21 protein-coding genes are annotated in these 19593 nt (G+C 68.8%); 20 read left to right on the top strand and 1 reads right to left on the bottom strand.

Annotated elements, in window-relative coordinates; all coding sequences use genetic code 11:
• The first annotated feature begins 129 nt into the window (after positions 1–129).
• Together priA and Q0D75_RS11640 are read left to right on the top strand one after the other, a co-directional pair.
• Positions 130–876, top strand: coding sequence for a bifunctional 1-(5-phosphoribosyl)-5-((5-phosphoribosylamino)methylideneamino)imidazole-4-carboxamide isomerase/phosphoribosylanthranilate isomerase PriA (priA, locus tag Q0D75_RS11645; RefSeq protein ID WP_291053502.1), 747 nt, complete (start codon positions 130–132; stop codon positions 874–876).
• Positions 818–1678, top strand: a complete 861-nt coding sequence (locus tag Q0D75_RS11640) for an SseB family protein (RefSeq protein WP_291053499.1) — start codon at positions 818–820, stop codon at positions 1676–1678. Before priA ends, Q0D75_RS11640 begins: the two co-directional genes overlap by 59 nt.
• Before the next feature lie 16 nt (positions 1679–1694).
• On the opposite strand, the gene Q0D75_RS11635 is transcribed toward Q0D75_RS11640, so the two are convergent.
• Entirely contained in the window at positions 1695–2057 is a 363-nt protein-coding gene (locus Q0D75_RS11635; RefSeq protein ID WP_291053496.1) for a DUF1844 domain-containing protein, read from the bottom strand.
• A 228-nt stretch (positions 2058–2285) separates the two neighbouring features.
• On the opposite strand from Q0D75_RS11635, the gene infC reads away from it, so the two are divergent.
• The 18 genes from infC to Q0D75_RS11545 all read left to right on the top strand — a co-directional run bounded on the left by infC (position 2286) and on the right by Q0D75_RS11545 (position 19246).
• A complete protein-coding gene (gene infC, locus Q0D75_RS11630) occupies positions 2286–2948 on the top strand; it encodes a translation initiation factor IF-3 (RefSeq protein ID WP_291053600.1) in 663 nt (220 codons plus the stop codon).
• A 64-nt stretch (positions 2949–3012) separates the two neighbouring features.
• Positions 3013–3207 (top strand): 50S ribosomal protein L35, encoded by a 195-nt coding sequence (gene rpmI / locus Q0D75_RS11625; RefSeq protein ID WP_066042944.1) that lies wholly within the window; start codon positions 3013–3015, stop codon positions 3205–3207.
• A 42-nt stretch (positions 3208–3249) separates the two neighbouring features.
• Positions 3250–3636: a 50S ribosomal protein L20 gene (gene rplT / locus Q0D75_RS11620; RefSeq protein ID WP_291053490.1), complete on the top strand. Its 387-nt coding sequence runs from the start codon at positions 3250–3252 to the stop codon at positions 3634–3636.
• A gap of 35 nt (positions 3637–3671) precedes the next feature.
• On the top strand, positions 3672–4472 hold the full coding sequence (locus tag Q0D75_RS11615; RefSeq protein WP_291053488.1) for an RNA methyltransferase: 801 nt from the start codon (positions 3672–3674) through the stop codon (positions 4470–4472).
• A gap of 104 nt (positions 4473–4576) precedes the next feature.
• On the top strand, positions 4577–5365 hold the full coding sequence (locus Q0D75_RS11610) for an amino acid ABC transporter ATP-binding protein (RefSeq protein WP_291053485.1): 789 nt from the start codon (positions 4577–4579) through the stop codon (positions 5363–5365).
• Positions 5366–5442: 77 nt separating this feature from the next.
• Positions 5443–6303, top strand: coding sequence for a glutamate ABC transporter substrate-binding protein (locus Q0D75_RS11605; RefSeq protein ID WP_291053482.1), 861 nt, complete (start codon positions 5443–5445; stop codon positions 6301–6303).
• 116 nt (positions 6304–6419) lie between these two features.
• A complete protein-coding gene (locus Q0D75_RS11600) occupies positions 6420–7067 on the top strand; it encodes an amino acid ABC transporter permease (protein WP_291053479.1) in 648 nt (215 codons plus the stop codon).
• On the top strand, positions 7064–7939 hold the full coding sequence (locus Q0D75_RS11595; RefSeq protein ID WP_291053477.1) for an amino acid ABC transporter permease: 876 nt from the start codon (positions 7064–7066) through the stop codon (positions 7937–7939). Before Q0D75_RS11600 ends, Q0D75_RS11595 begins: the two co-directional genes overlap by 4 nt.
• 54 nt (positions 7940–7993) lie before the next feature.
• Positions 7994–9034: a phenylalanine--tRNA ligase subunit alpha gene (pheS, locus tag Q0D75_RS11590; RefSeq protein WP_291053474.1), complete on the top strand. Its 1041-nt coding sequence runs from the start codon at positions 7994–7996 to the stop codon at positions 9032–9034.
• A 2-nt stretch (positions 9035–9036) separates the two neighbouring features.
• Positions 9037–11568, top strand: a complete 2532-nt coding sequence (gene pheT, locus Q0D75_RS11585) for a phenylalanine--tRNA ligase subunit beta (protein WP_291053472.1) — start codon at positions 9037–9039, stop codon at positions 11566–11568.
• A gap of 31 nt (positions 11569–11599) precedes the next feature.
• Positions 11600–12646 carry an N-acetyl-gamma-glutamyl-phosphate reductase gene (gene argC, locus Q0D75_RS11580; RefSeq protein WP_291053470.1) on the top strand — a complete coding sequence of 349 codons (1047 nt, stop codon included), beginning with the start codon at positions 11600–11602 and terminating at the stop codon, positions 12644–12646.
• Positions 12643–13803 carry a bifunctional glutamate N-acetyltransferase/amino-acid acetyltransferase ArgJ gene (argJ, locus tag Q0D75_RS11575; protein ID WP_291053467.1) on the top strand — a complete coding sequence of 387 codons (1161 nt, stop codon included), beginning with the start codon at positions 12643–12645 and terminating at the stop codon, positions 13801–13803. The genes argC and argJ overlap by 4 nt, the downstream gene beginning before the upstream one ends.
• Entirely contained in the window at positions 13803–14720 is a 918-nt protein-coding gene (gene argB, locus Q0D75_RS11570) for an acetylglutamate kinase (protein ID WP_291053465.1), read from the top strand. Before argJ ends, argB begins: the two co-directional genes overlap by 1 nt.
• Before the next feature lie 90 nt (positions 14721–14810).
• Positions 14811–15989 (top strand): acetylornithine transaminase, encoded by a 1179-nt coding sequence (locus tag Q0D75_RS11565; protein ID WP_291053598.1) that lies wholly within the window; start codon positions 14811–14813, stop codon positions 15987–15989.
• Positions 15990–16075: 86 nt separating this feature from the next.
• The gene (gene argF, locus Q0D75_RS11560) at positions 16076–17017 is read left to right on the top strand and encodes an ornithine carbamoyltransferase (RefSeq protein ID WP_291053462.1); all 942 of its coding nucleotides are present in this window, start codon (positions 16076–16078) and stop codon (positions 17015–17017) included.
• Positions 17014–18465 carry an argininosuccinate lyase gene (gene argH, locus Q0D75_RS11555; protein ID WP_291053460.1) on the top strand — a complete coding sequence of 484 codons (1452 nt, stop codon included), beginning with the start codon at positions 17014–17016 and terminating at the stop codon, positions 18463–18465. Before argF ends, argH begins: the two co-directional genes overlap by 4 nt.
• Positions 18462–18656 (top strand): hypothetical protein, encoded by a 195-nt coding sequence (locus tag Q0D75_RS11550; RefSeq protein ID WP_291053458.1) that lies wholly within the window; start codon positions 18462–18464, stop codon positions 18654–18656. The genes argH and Q0D75_RS11550 overlap by 4 nt, the downstream gene beginning before the upstream one ends.
• The gene (locus Q0D75_RS11545) at positions 18653–19246 is read left to right on the top strand and encodes a DNA-3-methyladenine glycosylase (protein WP_291053595.1); all 594 of its coding nucleotides are present in this window, start codon (positions 18653–18655) and stop codon (positions 19244–19246) included. Before Q0D75_RS11550 ends, Q0D75_RS11545 begins: the two co-directional genes overlap by 4 nt.
• Positions 19247–19593: the final 347 nt, after the last annotated feature.

The following is a 19593-nucleotide window of genomic DNA, read 5'->3' as shown; positions in this document are numbered from 1 at the left end:
CCCCCGTTTCGACGTGGGCCGCGCGAGTCGCTACGATCGCGGAGGGTCTTCGCCATCCGGCGCCCGGGCCCCACGATCGCGAAGCGCCCACCGCGGCGCGCGCCGCAGCACGCACAGCAAGGACAGGCAATGAGTGAGTTCAACAAGGCACCGGCTCTCGTGCTGCTGCCCGCCGTCGACGTGGCCGGCGGCAAGGCCGTCCGTCTGACCCAGGGTCAGGCCGGCACCGAGACCTTCCACGGCGACCCGGTGGATGCGGCGCTGGACTGGATCTCGCAGGGCGCCGAGTGGATCCACCTCGTCGACCTCGACGCCGCCTTCGGCCGTGGCAGCAACCTGAGCGTGATCAAGAAAGTCATCCGCCAGGCCAAGGGCGTGAACGTCGAGGTGTCGGGTGGCATCCGCGACGACACGAGCCTGGAGACCGCGCTGGAGTCCGGTGCCAAGCGCATCAATCTCGGCACCGCGGCCCTCGAGAACCCCGAGTGGGCGGCTCACGTCATCGCCCAGTACGGCGAGGCGATCGCGGTCGGCCTCGACGTGCGCGGCACCACCCTGGCCGCCCGCGGCTGGACGCAGGACGGCGGGGACATCTGGAACGTGATGGAGCGCCTCGAAGAGGCCGGCTGCGCGCGCTACGTGGTGACCGACGTCACCAAAGACGGCACCCTCAAGGGCCCGAACGTCGAGCTGCTGCGTCAGGTGATGGAGCGCACCTCGCGCCCCGTGATCGCTTCCGGCGGCATCTCGAGCCTCGACGACCTCGCCGAGTTGCGGGCGCTCGTGCCGCTGGGGCTCGAAGGCGCCATCGTGGGCCGTGCTCTCTACTCGGGCGCGTTCACGCTCGCCGAGGCGCTGGACGTGGCTTCTGACTGATCACGGGCACGGCCACGAGCACGAGCTCGGAGGCGCTCCCCACGATCCCTCGCTCGCCGACTCGGCCGGCCAGCCCTGGAAGGGCCGGCATTTCGAGTCGCACGGCAGCGAGGCCGACGACGGAACCGCGCCGCCCGAGCTGATCGACGCGATCGTGCGCTTCCACGCCGGCGAGGCAGCGGCCTCCGAGGTGGTCGACGCCGTGCGCGGCGTCCGTCTGCTGGTGCCGCTCGTCGCGCACGCGGGCGATGAGGGGCTGACGGATGCGGGGCTCCGCGTCGACAAGACCCAGGAGCTCTCGCTCGTCACGGTCGCGGGCCCGGACGGCCGCACGGTGCTGCCCGCGTTCACCTCGGTGGATGCGCTCACCACCTGGAACCCGAAGGCGCGCCCCATCCCGGTGGCCTCGCGCCGCGCCGCACTCGCGGCGGCCTCCGAGGGCACCGAGCTGATCGTGCTCGACCCGGGTTCGCCCACCGAGTTCGCCCTGCGCCGCCCCGCGGTCTGGGCCGTGGCCCAAGACCTGCCGTGGGCGCCTCCGGTTCAGGATGCCGACGTCACCGACGCCTTCGAGCTCTCGATCGCGAGCGAGCGAGCGGTCGCCGGCCTCCGTCTGGTGGAGGGAGATCCGGATGCCCGGCTGCGGGCACCCGAAGTGGTGATCGTGCTCGCGCTGGAACCCGGCCTGGACCAAGCGGCCCTGCAGGCGCTGCTGAGCCGTCTGCAGAACCGCTGGGCGGAGCATCCGGTGATCGCCGAACGCGTCGACTCGCTCAGCGTGCGCCTGACCGCCCTGAACTGACGCGGCGCCACCGCCCTCAGCTGACGGGGCCGGTGTACTTCTCGCCCGGGCCCTGCCCGATCGGGTCGGGGTAGGTCGAGGCCTCGCGGAAGGCCAGCTGCAGCGAGCGCAGCCCGTCGCGGAGGCTCCGGGCGTGCTGGTCGCCGATCTCCGAGGCCGAGGCCGTGACCAGCCCGGCGAGGGCGATGATCAGCTTGCGCGCCTCGTCGAGGTCGGTCTCGTTCTCGGGGTCGTCGGAGAGGCCGCATTTCACGGCCGCAGCGCTCATCAGGTGCACCGCGGTCGTCGTGATCACCTCGACCGCCGACACCTCCGCGATGTCCCGGATGACGCCGGCTTCGTACTCGTCACGGTCTACGGGCCCACTGAATTCGCTCATCGCGACAGATCCTTACTGTTTCGGCAAAGTCTCTGATAGACTCTGTGCGGCTCTGAGGCCATTGGTCTCAGCACGAAAGTGGAGATTCTCCCACCCGCGCATACCGCTCTTCAGGTTACCGGGTCATTGCACTGCAGTATTTATGGCTGGCCCTCCGGGCCATGCACTAGGTCGTATGTGCGGGATTCCTCTGCGTTCGTGACAACGAACGAAACTAAGGAGTAACGCATCAGCGATCCCCGTACCAACGACCGTATTCGAGTCCCCGAGGTCCGCCTCGTGGGTCCGGGCGGCGAGCAGGTAGGCGTCGTCAGTATCGACGTCGCCCTTCGGCTTGCCCAGGAGGCAGACCTCGACCTCGTCGAGGTCGCACCCAACTCCAAGCCCCCGGTCGCGAAGATCATGGACTACGGAAAGTTCAAGTACGAAGCCGCGCAGAAGGCCAAGGAGGCCCGCCGCAACCAGGCCAACACCATCCTCAAAGAGGTGCGTTTCCGCCTGAAGATCGACGTGCACGACTACGAGACCAAGCGCAAGCGCGCCGAAGGCTTCCTGAAGGCCGGCGACAAGGTCAAGGCGATGATCCTCTTCCGTGGCCGTGAGCAGTCGCGTCCCGACCAGGGCGTCCGCCTCCTCCAGCGCTTTGCGGAAGACGTGTCCGAGTTCGGCACCGTGGAGTCCACCCCCACGATCGACGGCCGCAACATGGTCATGGTCATCGGCCCGCTGAAGAACAAGTCCGAGGCCAAGGCCGAGCAGAACGCCAAGCGCGATGCCTCGAAGGCCCGCAACCACGACTCGGCCCCGGCCGACGACGAGGCGCCGGAGATCGCTGCACCCGCTGCGGCCGCCGCGCCCGCATCCGCTACCGAAGCCCCTTCGGCCTCGTAGCCCCACCAGCCACCCGGCCCTCGTCGGCCGGGTCATCCACCCGAACAAGACATAGGAGAACCCCATGCCCAAGATGAAGACGCACTCCGGTGCCAAGAAGCGTTTCAAGGTCACCGGAACCGGCAAGCTCGTGAAGCAGCAGGCCGGCATGCGCCACAACCTGGAGGTCAAGGCCCCGGGGCGCAAGGCTCGCCTGAACAAAGACCAGGTGCTGTCCAAGGCCGACACCAAGGTCGCCAAGAAGCTTCTCGGCCTGTAGTCACCACTACAGCAGCCGACCGAAACCAGAAGGAACAGAACAATGGCAAGAGTCAAAAGGGCGGTCAACGCTCACAAGAAGCGTCGCGTCATCCTCGAACGCGCCGAGGGCTACCGCGGTCAGCGGTCGCGCCTCTACCGCAAGGCCAAGGAGCAGGTCACTCACTCCCTCGTCTACTCCTACCGTGACCGCCGTGCGCGCAAGGGCGACTTCCGCCGCCTGTGGATCCAGCGCATCAACGCCGCCTCGCGTGCGAACGGCCTCACCTACAACCGCTTCATCCAGGGTCTGGCCCTGGCCGGCATCGAGGTCGACCGCCGCATCCTGGCCGAGCTCGCCGTGAACGAGCCCGCCACCTTCGCGGCCATCGTCGCGAGCGCCAAGGCCGCCCTTCCCGCCGACACCTCGGCGCCGAAGACCGCCGCGTAGGCAGCTGTTCCTGACAACCGAATAGAGTGAGCCACATGCTGGACAATCCGCGATCACCTCGCGTCCGGGCCGTGGCGAAACTCGCCAAGAAAGGAGCCCGGTCCGAGACCGGGCTCTTTCTCTTGGAAGGCCCGCAGGCCGTCACCGAGGCCCTGACCTTCCGTCCCGAACTGGTGGTCGACCTGTTCGCCACCCCGACGGCGCTGGAGCGGTACGGCGACATCGCCGAGCGGGCCGAGGCGGCCGACCTCGAGGTCGAATTCGTCACCGAGCAGGTGCTCGACACGATGGCCGATACGGTCACCCCCCAGGGCTTCGTGGCGGTCTGCCGCCAGTTCCCCACGGCGGTGAAAGACATCTTCGCCGCCTCGCCGCGCCTGATCGCCGTGCTCGAAGAGGTACGCGATCCGGGCAACGCCGGCACCATCATCCGGGCAGCGGATGCGGCGGGGGCGGATGCGGTCATCCTGACCGGCCGCTCGGTCGACCTCTACAACCCCAAGGTCGTGCGCTCCACCACCGGGTCGCTGTTCCACCTTCCGGTCGCGGTCGAGGCCACCCTCGAAGACGTGGTCTCCCGCGCTCGCGCCGAAGGGCTGCAGACGCTCGCCGCGGACATCAAGGGTGACGACCTGCTCGATGTGCGTACCGCCGGACTGCTCGGCGCTCGCACGGCCTGGGTTTTCGGGAACGAGGCCCGGGGTCTGCCCGACGACTACCTGACCCTCGTCGATCGCGCCGTCTCGCTGCCGATCTACGGGCAGGCCGAGTCACTGAACCTCGCCACGGCCGCCTCCGTGTGCCTCTATGAGAGCGCGTTCGCGCAGCGCTCCTGACCGTGTGCGGTTCGTGTGAAACGTCTATGAACGGTGTTTCGCTTCGGTTACGAGCAGTGATTACTCATTGCGACCCCCCTTAAGGTTGTGATTGGGTAAGCCCCATGGCATCCGACAGCACCCCCGTTCGAGGCACAGTTTCTCGAGAGGGCGCCGGCGATCCACTCGTCGTCATCGATCACGTCGACAAGCATTTCGGCGAGCTCCACGTTCTGAAAGACATCACCACCACCGTCGCCCGTGGCGAGGTCGTGGTGGTGATCGGGCCCAGCGGGTCAGGCAAGTCCACGCTCTGCCGGGCCATCAATCGTCTCGAGACCGTCGATTCCGGCACCATCTCGATCGATGGCACGCTGCTGCCGAGCGAGGGGCGTGAGCTCGCGAAGCTGCGCTCCGACGTGGGCATGGTGTTCCAGTCGTTCAACCTGTTCGCGCACAAGACGGTGCTCGAGAACGTCACCCTCGCGCCGATCAAGGTGCGCGGCCTCTCGCGCAAAGACGCCGACAGGCGGGGGATGGAGCTGCTCGAACGGGTCGGGGTGGCCAACCAGGCGCAGAAGATGCCCGCCCAGCTCTCCGGCGGTCAGCAGCAGCGCGTGGCCATCGCGCGCTCGCTGGCGATGGATCCCAAGCTCATCCTGCTCGACGAGCCCACCAGCGCGCTCGACCCCGAGATGATCAACGAGGTGCTCGACGTGATGGTCGGCCTCGCGAAAGACGGCATGACCATGATCGTGGTCACGCATGAGATGGGCTTCGCCCGCCGTGCCGCCGATCGGGTGATCTTCATGGCCGACGGCCGCATCGAAGAGGAGGCCGCCCCCGAGGCGTTCTTCGACGACCCCCAGTCACCGAGAGCGAAGGACTTCCTCTCCAAGATCCTCGCCCACTAGGCGGGTACCAGCCCGCCGCACAGCCATGAGGCGGGCCATCGCACACAAGACCAGTGCACAACACGAGAGGTAGACCGATGAGGCACCAGAAGAAGCTATCGATCATCGCACTCGCGGCGGCGACAGCCATCGTCCTGAGCGGATGCGCTGGGAGCGACGACGCCGCAGTCCCCGTCGAGGAGGCGCCCACCTTCGCGGCCGGCTCGACGATGGAGACCCTCTCCGCCGCCGGTGAGATCACGATCGGCACCAAGTTCGACCAGCCGCTGTTCGGCCTGATGGGCCCGAGCGGCACGCCGGAGGGCTTCGACGTGGAGATCGGCAAGATCATCGCCGCCAAGCTCGGCATCGCCGAAGACAAGATCAACTGGGTCGAGACCGTCTCGGCCAACCGCGAGCCGTTCATCCAGCAGGGCGAGGTCGACCTGGTCGTCGCCACCTACACCATCAACGACAAGCGCAAAGAGGTCATCTCGTTCGCCGGGCCCTACTACGAGGCCGGCCAGAGCATCCTCACCCTCGCCGACGACGACACCATCGAGAGCGAAGACGACCTGGTGGGCAAGCCCGTCTGCTCGGTCACCGGATCGACGCCGGCGGCCAACCTCGAGGCGCTCGGCGCCCAGACGGTACTGACCGACACCTACACGAACTGCCTCGAGCCGCTGCGCACGGGCCAGGTGGTCGCGGTATCGACCGACAACGTGATCCTCGCCGGTCTCGCCGCCCAGAACGAGGGCGAGTTCAAGGTGGTGGGGGAGCCGTTCACGCAGGAGCCCTACGGCATCGGCCTGGCGCTGGACGACACCGAGTTCCGCGACTTCGTCAACGACGTGCTCGAGGAGTCGTACTCCGACGGCAGCTACGAGGCCGCCTGGGAGAAGACGGCCGGCGCGGTGCTCCCGTTCGTGGAGCCGCCGGCGGTCGACCGGTACTGATCCCCGGGGAATGAGGGGCGCCGCCTCGGGCGCCCCTCACTTCCTGCCCGGAATCCGCCCCACCGCACCTGAGAACCACCGCACCTGAGACCCCACCGCACCAGAGAGGAGGATGCGTGAACGTCGTCATCGACAACCTGCCGGCCTATCTCGAGGGCTTCGGCCAGACACTGTCCCTGCTGATCATCTCCGGCATCGCCGCGCTCGTGCTGGGCACGGTCGTCGCCGCGATGCGGATCTCGCCGATCCCGGCACTCAGCCGGGTGGCGGCCATCTACACCGAGCTGCTGCGCAACACGCCGCTCACCCTGGTGCTGATCTTCTGCGCCATCATCCTGCCCTACCTCGGTTCGGAGCTTCCGTACTTCTGGGCGGCGATCGTGGGCCTCACCGCCTACACGTCGCCGTTCGTCGCGGAGGCATTGCGCTCGGGGATCAACGGTGTGCCGATCGGTCAGGCCGAGGCCGCCAGGAGCCTGGGCTTCGGTTTCGGTCAGACCGTCTCGCTGGTGGTGTTCCCGCAAGCGTTCCGGATGGTCATCCCGCCGCTGATCAACGTGCTGATCGCGCTCACCAAGAACACCTCGGTGGCTGGAGGCCTGTTCGTGGCCGAGCTGTTCGGCGTGGGGCGCACCCTGGCCAATGAGAACGGCAATGCCGTCGTGGCGGTGCTCCTGGCCGTAGCCACCTTCTACCTGATCATCACCATTCCCCTCGGCATCCTGGCCGGGGCGCTGGAGAAGAGATTCGCGGTGCAACGATGAGTGCCTCAGTCCTGTTCGACGCCCCCGGCCCCCGTGCACGCCGACGGTCGCGCATCGCCTCCGCGGTGGTGGTCGTCGCCGTTCTCGCCGTTCTCGCCTGGGGCATCTACATCCTCGCTCAGCCGCGGGAATCCGGCGGGATAACCCTTCCCGGCTTCTTCGACTGGAGCCGCTGGGAGAAGTTGGTCGTCGACCCCGAATTCTGGGGCGCGGTCGGGCGCGGTCTGCTGAACACGCTGCAGGCGGCGGCGCTGGCCGCCGTGATGGCGCTCGTGGTCGGTGTGCTGTTCGCGCTGCTGCGCACCTCGCCGCGCAAGGCGGTGCGGATCCCCACAATGATCGTGCTCGAGTTCTTCCGCGGCATGCCCGTGCTGCTGATGATGCTGTTCATCCTGCTGGCCTTCGCCACCGGTGCCTTCTGGGCGGTGGTGCTGGCACTCGGCATCTACAACGGCGCCCTGATCGGTGAAGCCCTCCGTGCCGGTATCGCCTCGTTGCCCCGCGGGCAGCACGAGGCCGGCCTGAGTCTCGGGATGACGAGGCTGCAGACCAAGATGCTGATCGAGTTCCCCCAAGCCTTCCGGCAGATGCTGCCGATCATCGTGGCGCAGCTCGTGGTGCTCTTGAAAGACACCAGCCTCGGCTACATCGTGGGGTACAACGAGCTGATCCGCACCACCATGAACAATCTTTCGAGCTTCTACGGCAACCGCTACCTGTTCAGCCTCTTCGCCATCACCCTCATCATCTATCTGGCCGTCAACCTCACGTTGTCCTGGTTCGCCCGGTACCTCGCGCGCCGCAGCATGAGCGGGCGCGCCGCCAAGAAGATCGCCGGCCCCGCCGACCCCAACGACGCGACCACTGAATAGTGGCTCGGTGCCGAGCGCTTCGCGCAGCGCCCGCACCGCGTAAACTTGTGCCTCGTGTCTGAACCCATCGCCATCACCGAGCAGGCGGTGACCGACGCGGTGGATGCCGCGCTCGCCGCGCTCGAGTCCGCCACCGACTCCGTGAGTCTGCGCGCCGTGCGCGCGGAGCACGCCGGCGAGAACTCGGCTCTCGCCGCGTTCAACGCCGCCATCAAGTCGCTGCCCGGTGACCAGAAGGCCGCGGCCGGCAAGCTCGTCGGCCAGGCCCGCGCTCGCGTCAATCAGGCGATCGCCGCGCGCGAGACCGAGGTCGTCGCGCTCGAAGAGCAGCAGCGCCTGGCCGCCGAAGCGGTCGACGTGACGGCCCTCGCCAGCCGCCGCCGCATCGGCGCGCGCCATCCGCTGTCCCTCTTGCAAGACCGGATCGCCGACATCTTCGTGGGCATGGGCTGGGAGGTGGCCGAAGGCCCCGAGGTCGAGAGCGAGTGGTTCAACTTCGACGCCCTCAACTTCGACGCCGACCACCCGGCGCGCGCGATGCAGGACACCTTCTTCATCGACCCGCCCGAGTCGCACCTCGTGCTGCGCACGCACACGAGCCCGGTGCAGGTGCGGAGCCTGCTCGAGCGCGAGCTGCCGGTCTACGTCATCGCACCCGGCCGGGTGTACCGCACCGACGAGCTCGACGCCACGCACACGCCCGTGTTCAGCCAGGTCGAGGGCATCGCCATCGACAAGGGCCTCACCATGGCGCACCTGCGCGGTACGCTCGAGCACTTCGCCCGGCAGATGTTCGGCGAGGGTGCGAAGATCCGCCTGCGCCCGAACTACTTCCCGTTCACCGAGCCGAGCGCCGAGATGGACGTCTGGCAGCCGAACGCCAAGGGCGGTGCGCGCTGGGTGGAGTGGGGCGGCTGCGGCATGGTCAACCCCAACGTGCTCCGCTCGGCGGGCATCGATCCCGACGAGTTCTCGGGTTTCGCCTTCGGCATGGGCATCGAGCGCACTCTCCAGTTCCGCAACGACCTCAACGACATGCGCGACATGGTCGAGGGCGATGTGCGGTTCTCGCAGCAATTCGGAATGGTGGTCTAGTCATGCGAGTGCCGATCAGTTGGCTCGCCGAATACGTCGATCTGCCCGCGGGGGCCTCGATCGCCGACATCCACGCAGCCTTGGTGAAGGTGGGGCTCGAAGAAGAGGGCTCGCACGACTTCGACCTCACCGGCCCGATCGTGGTCGGGCAGGTGCTCGAATTCGTCGAGGAGCCGCAGTCCAACGGCAAGACCATCCGCTGGTGCCAGGTGCGCGTCGCGCCCGAGGGCGCCCAGGCGGCCGACGGGGGAGCGGATGTGCGCGGCATCGTCTGCGGCGCCGGTAACTTCTTCCCCGGAGACAAGGTCGTCGTCACGCTGCCGGGCGCGGTGCTGCCGGGCGGGTTCGCCATCGCGGCCCGCAAGACCTACGGCCACGTCTCCGACGGCATGATCGCCTCGGCGCGCGAGCTCGGTCTCGGTGAAGACCACGACGGCATCCTGCGATTGAGCACGCTCGGCCTCGACCCCGAGGTCGGCACGGATGCTCTGGCCTTGCTGAGCCTGGACGATGCGGCCGTCGAGGTGAACGTCACCCCCGACCGCGGCTACGCGTTCTCGATCCGCGGCATCGCCCGCGAGTACTCGCACTCCACCGGAGCGTCGTTCCACGACCCCGTGCACCGGGTCACGCCGGTCGCCGGCACCGGCTTCCCGGTGTCCATCCACGACGAGGCGCCCATCCGGGGCCGTGTCGGCGCCACGGTGTTCGTCACCCGCGTGGTGCGCGGCATCGACCCCACCCGGCCGAGCCCCGCCTGGCTGATCGCGCGCCTCAAGCTCGCCGGCATCCGCTCGATCTCGTTGCCGGTCGACATCACGAACTACGTGATGCTCGAGTTCGGCCAGCCCACCCACGTCTACGACCTGGATGCTCTGCAGGGCGGCATCGTGGTGCGCCGGGCAGCCGAGGGGGAGACCCTCGAGACGCTCGACGGGCAGACCCGCACGCTGCACCCCGAAGACCTGGTGATCGCCGACGACAGCGGAGCGATCGGCCTCGCCGGAGTCATGGGCGGCGCTTCGACCGAGTTCGGCGACACGACCGTGAACGTGCTGATCGAGGCCGCGAATTTCGACCCGGTGTCGGTCGCGCGCACCGCCCGCCGGCACAAGCTGCCGAGCGAGGCCTCACGCCGCTTCGAACGCGGTGTCGATCCGAAGGTGGCGCAGCCCGCGGCCGCCCGGGTGGTCGAGCTGCTGGTCGAGCTGGCCGGCGGCACCGCCGACGATCTGGGATCGCTGCACCACGAGCATCCCGAGGCCGGCTCGATCGTGCTGCCCTTCGGCTATGTACAGCGCCTGATCGGCGTCGACTTCACCGGCGACGAGACGGCGAGCTCGCTCGTCGAGATCGGCGCAGAGGTCGAGGAGACCTCGGCCGGTTTCGTCGTCGTGCCGCCGTCGTGGCGCCCCGACATCACCGACAAGGCCTCGCTGGCCGAAGAGGTGGCGCGGATCATCGGCTACGACCGCATCCCGTCGATCCTCCCCGTGGCGCCTCCCGGTCGCGGCCTCACGGTGTCGCAGGTCACCCGCCGTCGCACGGCCGACGTGCTCGCGGCCGGCGGTCTCACCGAGGTGCTGGCCTACCCGTTCCTCACGACCGCGCAGAACGCCCTGTTCGGCAGCCCCGCCGACGTCGAGGTGCCCGCGATCCGCGTGGCGAACCCGCTCGACTCCGAGGCGGCGCTGCTGCGCACCTCCCTCATCCCGGGCCTGATCGACATCGCGCGCCGCAACCTCTCGCGCGGTCTCACCGATCTCGCCCTGTTCGAGATCGGCCTGGTGTTCACCCCCGAGGCCGGCAAGGCCTACGGTCAGGATGCGCTGCCGCTCGGCGCAGCCCTGCCGAGCGCCGAGCAGCTGACCGAACTGCACGCGGGTATCCCGCCGCAGCCGCGTCACGTGGGCGTGCTCACCCTGGGTAACGCGGTCGACAAGCAGCCCGGCCAGCCGGCCGTGGCCGCGGGTCTCGCCGACGTGCTCGACGTGGTCCGCCTGCTCGAATCGGCGCTCGCGATCCGCATCCGGGTCGCCACCGGCGCCCACAAGGCGATGCATCCCGGCCGCACGGCCGAGCTGTTCGTCCAGACGGGCTCGGGTGACGTCAGCGTCGGCTTCGCCGGCGAGCTGCTCCCGTCGCTCACCCACGAACTCGACCTGCCACGGGTCGTCGCGGTGGCCGAGCTCGACCTCGATGCGCTGATGGCCGCGGCCGGCAGCACCATCGACGTCGCTCCGATCAGCGGCTACCCGGCGGCCACGCAAGACCTGTCGCTGGTGGTGGCCGCCTCGGTTCCGGCCGGCGACGTCGAGCGCGCGGTGGCCGAGGGCGCGGGCGAGCTGTTGGAGAGCATCCGGCTGGTCGACGACTACCGCGGCACCGGCCTGCCCGATTCCTCGAAGAGCCTCACCTTCGCCTTGCGATTCCGTGCGCCCGACCGCACCCTCACCGCGGCCGAGGCGAGCGAGGCCAAGCTCGCCGGCGCCGCCCGTGCGGCCGACCTCTTCGAGGCCGCCGTCCGCGAGTAGGGTGCCCTCTTCTAGCTAGTAAGTTGGATCCATGGTCTTTTCAGTCGCGGTCGCGGGAGCGAGCGGATACGCCGGAGGCGAGGTGCTCAGGCTGCTGAGCGCGCATCCGGAGTTCGAGGTGCGAACCGTCACCGCGCACTCGAACGCGGGTCAGCGCCTCACCGACGTGCACAGCCACCTGCGCTCGTACGAGGGGCTCGTGCTGAAAGACACCAGCCCCGAGTCGCTCAAGGGCCACGACGTCGTCTTCCTCGCCCTGCCGCACGGCCACTCCGGTGCGCTCGCCGAGGAGCTCGGCGACTCCAGCCTGGTGGTCGACTGCGGAGCCGATCACCGGCTCACCAGCGCGGATGCCTGGCTTCAGTTCTACAAATCCGAATACCACGGGTCGTGGCCTTACGGTCTGCCCGAGCTGGTGCTCGAGAACGGTGAGAAGCAGCGCGTCAACCTGGCCGGGGTCAACCGCATCGCGGTGCCCGGATGCAATGTGACCGCGGTCAGTCTCGCGCTCGCGCCCGGGCTGCGGGCGGGCGTCATCCAGCCGGCCGACCTCTCCGCCGTGCTTGCCGTCGGTCCCTCGGGCGCCGGCAAGGCGCTGCGCACCGACCTGCTGGCGAGCGAGATCCTCGGATCGGCGCACGCGTACGGGGTCGGCGGCGTGCACCGCCACGTGCCCGAGATCATCCAGAACCTCAGCGCCGCCTCCGGCGAGAAGGTCACCGTCTCGTTCACGCCGATGCTCGTGCCGATGGCCCGTGGCATCCTCGCCACCTCGACGGCCCGCCTGCAACCCGGGGTCAGCGCCGCCGACGTGCGCTCGGCCTGGGAGCTCGCCTACGGCGACGAGCCGTTCGTGCACCTGCTCCCGGAGGGCTCGTTCCCCAAGGTCAGCGACACGATCGGCGCGAACACCGCTCTGATCGGCCTCGCCGTCGACGAGGAGGCCGAGCGGGTCGTCACCGTCACCGCGCTCGACAACCTCGTGAAGGGCACCGCGGGTGCCGCCATCCAAGCCACCAACATCGCACTCGGGCTGCCCGAGAGCACCGGTCTTCCCGTGAACGGAGTCGCGCCGTGAGCGTCACCACCCCCGCCGGTTTCCTCGCCTCCGGCGTCGTCGCCGGCCTCAAGTCCACCGGCGCGCGCGACCTCGCGCTCGTGGTGAACAGCGGCCCGAGCCTGCACGCTGCGGCCGTGTTCACCTCCAACCGCGCCAAGGCGAACCCGGTCATCTGGTCGGAGCAGGTCATCCGCGACGGCCAGGTCGCCGCGATTGTGCTCAACTCCGGCGGGGCCAACTGCTTCACGGGCTCCTTCGGCTTCCAGACCACCCACGCCACGGCCGAAGCGGTCGCCGAGGCGCTGCAGGTCTCGGCATCCGATGTGCTCGTCTGCTCCACCGGGCTGATCGGCGTGGGCGACCAGAGCTTCCGCGACTCCCTCCTCGACAACGTGCCGCACGCGGCGCAGACCCTCTCCGACGAGGGTGGGGCGGATGCGGCGCTGGCCATCATGACGACCGACTCGAAGCCGAAGGAGGCCGCGGTCATCTCGCCGGCCGGCTGGTCGATCGGCGGCATGGCGAAGGGCGCCGGGATGCTCGCACCGGGCCTCGCGACGATGCTCGTGGTCCTTACCACCGATGCCGAGCTCGATCCTGCCGGGCTGGACCGTGCCCTGCGCGCCGCCACCCGCGTCACCTTCGACCGCGTCGACTCCGACGGCTGCATGTCGACGAACGACACCGTCGCCCTGATGGCCTCCGGAGCATCCGGAGTCGACGCCGACGAGGCCGAGTTCACCGCGGCGCTCACCGGGCTCTGCCACGACCTCGCGCTGCAACTGCAGGGTGACGCTGAGGGTGCCAGCCACGACATCGCCATCGAGGTGGTGAACGCCGCCTCCGAAGACGACGCCGTGGTGGTCGGCCGCGCCGTCTCGCGCAGCAACCTGCTGAAGGCCGCGATCTTCGGCAACGACCCCAACTGGGGCCGGGTGCTCGCCGCCCTCGGAACGACGAATGCGGTCTTCGACCCGTACAAGATCGACGTCTCGATGAACGGCGTGATGGTGTGCAGGGAGGGCGAGCCCGGCGAGAGCCGCGATCTCGTCGATCTGACGCCGCGCGCCTGCCACATCCTGATCGACCTGAAGTCGGGCACCGAGACCGCCACGATCTTCACCAACGACCTCACGCACGACTACGTGCACGAGAACAGCGCGTACGCCAGCTGATGGTCGAGTACGCCGCATCCTCCTCCGCCGACTCCGAGCTGGTGCACGTCAAGGCGCGCACGCTGATCGAGTCGCTGCCGTGGCTCAAGCGTTTCCACGGCCAGATCATCGTGGTGAAGTTCGGCGGCAACGCCATGGTCGACCCCGAGCTGCAGCGCACCTTCGCCGAAGACATCGTCTACCTGCGCTACGCCGGCATCAAGCCGGTCGTCGTGCACGGCGGTGGCCCGCAGATCTCGGCCATGCTCGACCGGCTCGGCATCCGGAGCGAGTTCCGCGGCGGCTACCGGGTCACCAGTCCCGAGGCGATGGACGTGGTGCGGATGGTGCTCACCGGCCAGATCAGCCGCGACATCGTCAGCCACATCAACGAGCACGGTCCGCTCGCCGCGGCGCTCTCCGGCGAAGACGCCGGCTTGTTCGAGGGCCGCAAGCGCGGTGTCGAGATCGATGGTGAAGTCGTCGATCTCGGTCTCGTCGGAGACGTCATCGGGGTGAATCCCGAGGGCGTTCTCGCGCAGCTGGAGGCCGGCCGCATCCCGGTCGTCTCCTCGATCGCCCCCGACATCGACGAGCCAGGCCAGGTGCTCAACGTCAACGCGGATGCCGCGGCGGCGGCGCTGGCGGTGGCGATCGGCGCCGCGAAACTGGTCGTCCTCACGGATGTCGCCGGGCTCTACGCCGACTGGCCGAACCGCGACTCGCTCGTCTCGGTGATCGAGAGCGAAGAGCTGCGATCCCTGCTCCCGTCGCTGGAGTCGGGGATGATCCCGAAGATGGCGGCCTGCCTCGAGGCGGTCGACGGGGGAGTGGCCAAGGCGGCGATCATCGACGGTCGCGAGCCGCACTCCATCCTGCTCGAGGTGTTCACGCAGGGTGGTGTCGGCACCGAGGTGGTTCCGGCTCCGGCCCGCTGAACGCGACGCCCCGCCCCGCTCCCCACCACTCACCCGCCCCCTCAGATCGGAATACCGGAGGACCTCGTGTCAGGCACTGAGACCGAAACCCTGTGGACCACTCGCTTCGAGTCGTCCCTCATGCGCACGATGGGGCTGCCGTTGCGCTTTCTCGTGCGAGGGGAGGGCTCCTACGTGTGGGACGAGCAGGGCACGCAGTACCTCGACTTCCTCGCCGGCATCGCGGTGAACTCGCTCGGGCACGCGCATCCGGTGTTCGTCGAGGCGGTCACCAAGCAGGCCTCGACGCTCGCGCACGTCTCGAACTACTTCTCCACCCCGCCCCAGCTCGAGCTGGCCGAGCGGCTGATCCGCCTCACCGGGGCGGGGGAGGGCGGCCGCGCCTACTTCTGCAACTCGGGCGCCGAGGCCAACGAGGCCGCGTTCAAGCTGGCGCGCCTGAACTCCTCGCCGTCGCGCCGCCGGATCGTGGCCCTGACCAACGGATTCCACGGCCGCACGATGGGTGCGCTCGCGCTCACCGGCAAGCCCGCCATGCGCGAGCCCTTCGAGCCGATGCCGGGCGGCGTCGAGCACATCGACACCACGATCGCCGCCCTCGAGGCCACGATCGACGACTCGGTCGCCGCGCTCATCCTCGAACCGATCAAGGGCGAGGCCGGGGTGATCGGACTGCCCGAGGGCTTCCTCGTGCGAGCCCGCGAACTCACCGAGCAGCACGGTGTGCTGCTGATCGTCGACGAGATCCAGACCGGCGTCGGGCGCACGGGCGAGTGGTTCTCGTACATGCACGACGGCGTGCGACCGGATGCCGTCACGGTGGCCAAGGGCATGGGCGGCGGTTTCCCCATCGGCTCGCTGGTCACCTTCGGCTGGGCCTCCGACCTGTTCACCCGCGGCCAGCACGGCAGCACCTTCGGTGGCAACCCGCTGGCCACGGCCACCGCGAACGCCGTGCTGGGCGAGATCGAGCGCGCCGGCCTGGTGCAGAATGCAGCAGTGCGCGGAGAGCAGTTGCGCGAGGTCATCCGGTCGTTCGATTCACCGCTCGTACACGAACTGCGCGGGCAGGGCCTCTTGATCGGCGTCGGCCTCACCGAGCCCGTCGCCGGTGCGATCGTCGATGCGGCCCTGGCCAACGGCCTGATCGTGAACGCGGCGAACGACTCCACCCTGCGGATCGCCCCGCCGCTGATCATCGGCGACGATGAGGTGCGCGAGTTCGGTCTGCGGATGCGTGCCGCGTTCGACACCGTCTCCGCCACCTGAGCCGGGCGCGCGCCGCCTGCCCGCAGCGGCCGGCACGGCCGCACCGCTATCCTGATCCTTTCGACACCCCGAGACCGAGGCGCACCATGACCAGGCACTTCCTTCGCGACGACGACGTCACTCCCGCCGAGCAGGCGCAGATCCTCGATCTCGCCGAGCAGCTGAAGAAGGATCGCTTCCAGGCCCGACCCCTCGAGGGCCCGCAGACCGTGGCGGTGATCTTCGACAAGTCCTCCACCCGTACCCGGGTGTCGTTCGCGGTCGGTATCGCCGATCTGGGGGGCATCCCGCTGATCATCTCCACCGCCTCGAGCCAGCTCGGCGGCAAGGAGACGGCATCCGACACCGCCCGCGTGCTCGAACGCCAGGTGGCCGCGATCGTCTGGCGCACCTACGCGCAGTCGGGGCTCGAAGAGATGGCCGCCGGCACTCGTGTGCCGGTCGTGAATGCGCTCTCCGACGACTTCCACCCCTGCCAGCTGCTGGCCGACTTCCTCACCATCCGCGAGCACCGCGGCGAGCTGAAAGGCCTCACCGTCTCCTTCCTCGGTGACGGGGCGAGCAACATGGCGCAGTCCTACCTGCTCGCCGGGGCGACGGCCGGGATGCACGTGCGCGTCGCGAGCCCGGTGGAATACGCACCCTCCGCCACGGTGGTGGCCGATGCGAAGAAGCGTGCCGAAGAGACCGGCGGCTCCGTCACCGTGCTGACCGATCCGGATGCTGCAGCGCACGGCGCCGACGTCATCGTCACCGACACCTGGGTCTCGATGGGCAAGGAGGCCGAGAAGGCCGCCCGCGTGGAGACCTTCGGCGGTTTCCAGGTCGACGCCGAGCTGATGGCGAAAGCGAAGCCGGATGCGCTCTTCCTGCACTGCCTGCCGGCCGACCGGGGTTACGAGGTCGCGGCCGACGTGATCGACGGCCCGCAGAGCGTCATCTGGGACGAGGCGGAGAACCGCCTGCACGCCCAGAAGGCGCTGCTGGTGTGGCTGTTCCAGCAGAACGCCGAAGGGGCGACCGCATGACCGACGACCTCTCTACCCGCGCCGGCGAGGCCGGATCCCTCTGGGGCGGGCGCTTCTCCGGTGGACCTGCCCCCGAGCTCACCGAGCTGAGCCGGTCCACGCACTTCGACTGGCAGCTCGCGCAGTACGACATCGCCGGGTCGCGCGCCCATGCCGCGGCCCTGGCTCGCGCCGGCTACCTCACGGCCACCGAGCTCGAGGGCATGCTCGCGGCGCTCGACCAGCTGTCGACGGCGGTGGAGGACGGCACCTTCCGCCCCACCCCCGACGACGAAGACGTGCACTCGGCCCTCGAGCGGGGCCTGATCGAGTTCTCGGGAGTCGAGCTCGGCGGCAAACTCCGTGCGGGCCGCAGCCGCAACGACCAGATCGCCACATTGGTGCGGATGCTGCTCCGAGACCATGCGGCGACCATCACCCGGATGCTCGTCGACCTGATCGACGCGACCGCCTCGCAGGCCGAGGCCCACTTCGACGCCATCCTTCCCGGCCGCACCCATCTGCAGCACGCGCAGCCCGTGCTGCTGGCCCACCAGCTTCTGGCGCACACCTGGCCGCTGGTGCGCGACATCGAGCGCCTGCGCGACTGGGATGCGCGCGCGAATGCCTCGCCGTACGGGTCCGGTGCCCTGGCCGGCAACACCTTGGGCCTCGACGCCGAACTCGTGGCGCACGACCTCGGTTTCGCCCACGGGGTGGAGAACTCGATCGACGGAACGGCCTCCCGCGACGTGGTGGCCGAGTTCGCCTACGTCACCGCCCAGATCGGCATCGACCTCTCGCGTTTCGCGGAGGAGATCATCATCTGGAACACCAAGGAGTTCGGCTTCGTCACCCTGTCCGACTCGTACTCGACCGGCTCGTCGATCATGCCGCAGAAGAAGAATCCCGACATCGCCGAGCTCGCGCGCGGCAAGTCGGGTCGCCTGATCGGCAACCTCACCGGCCTGCTCGCCACCCTCAAGGGTCTCCCGCTCGCCTACAACCGCGATCTGCAGGAAGACAAAGAGCCGGTCTTCGACTCGATCAAGACGCTCGAAGTTCTGCTGCCCGCCTTCACCGGCATGGTCGCCACGCTCACCTTCCACACCGAACGGATGGCCGAGCTCGCGCCGCAGGGCTTCTCCTTGGCCACGGATGTCGCCGAGTGGCTCGTGAAGCAGCACGTCACCTTCCGTGACGCCCACGAGATCACCGGCAACCTGGTGAAGTTCGCCGAAGACCACGAGCTCGAACTCGACGGTCTCACCGACGAGCAGTTCTCCTCGATCTCGGAACACCTCACCCCCCAGGTGCGCAGTGTGCTCACCATCCAGGGTTCCGTCGCCAGTCGTGACGGCTCGGGCGGAACCGCGGGCGTTCGCGTGCGGGAGCAGCTGACCGCTCTCACCGAGCGGGTGCGCGCCCTCGTCTCCTCGACCACCGCTCTGCCCGGAGGTGCTGCATGACCGAACCCGACACGACTCCCGATCCGGCGAAGGCCGGCAAAGCGGCCAAGCCGGACCGTGCTCCCGGGGATCCCGGATTCTGGCGGCGCCCACTTCCGTCGTGGGCGGTCTGGGGCCTGATCGGCCTCGCCGCGCTCGTCGTGATCGCGGCCCTCGTCGTATCGCTCTCCCTCGGAGTGAAGCTGTTCTGATCGACTTCTCGGCCTCTGCGCTCGAGGTGGCACCGCAGCTGCTCGGCGCGATCCTCTCGCACGACTCGGACGAGGGGCGGGTCTCGGTGCGCCTGACCGAGGTCGAGGCCTACCTGGGCGAAGGCCAAGACCCCGGATCGCACGCCTTCCGGGGGCGCACCCCGCGCACGGCCTCGATGTTCGGTGAGCCGGGGCACCTGTACGCGTACTTCACCTACGGGATGCACGTCTGCGCCAATGTGGTGTGCTCGCCGGTGGGGGAGGCGTCCGCCGTGCTGCTGCGCGCCGGCGAGATCGTCGACGGAGTCGACCTCGCGCGTCGTCGCCGGCCGACCGCCCGTCTGGATCGCGACCTCGCGCGGGGACCGGCCCGACTGGTCCTCGCTGTGGGAATCGCCCTTGCCGAGGACGGTGCCGACCTGTCCCGCCCGCCGTTCCAGCTCGAGCCGCCGCGCGAACCCGCAGCGACTCCCGTCACCAGTCTCCGCACCGGAGTGAGCGGCGACGGTGGCCGGCCGCCGTTCGCCTGGCGGTTCGCTCTCGCCGGCGACCCGACCGTCTCGCCCTACAAGCGCCACCCCAAAGCGTGAACTCCGCGGGAACACGGGGCGACACGCCCGGGCGGCACGGTGATTTGCGAGCCCTGTAACGTCCGCGTAATGTTCTAACTCGTCACCCCACAGGTGCGGAAAAGCGGAAGAGCTTACCGGCCTCAAGCGGAGACCAAACCCCCTACTTCATCTCCTCTTCGGAGTGAGATATCTCCTTCGGGAGAGGGAATCCGGTTCGAACGTCGATTTGACAGCGGGCCGGAAAATGGTAGGGTTGAGAAGTTGCCCGGAGGGCCGCCTAGTTTGTCTGGGTGGGGCCGGTGCGTCCGATCCTTGAGAACTCAACAGCGTGCACAATGTCAAATGCCAAAAACCCGTGCGGTCTT

The sequence above is a fragment of the Herbiconiux sp. genome (genome assembly GCF_023264855.1).
Lineage (GTDB): Bacteria > Actinomycetota > Actinomycetes > Actinomycetales > Microbacteriaceae > Herbiconiux.
The sequence above is the reverse complement of the archived record's forward strand: the minus strand, read 5'-3'. Positions and strand labels throughout refer to the sequence as shown.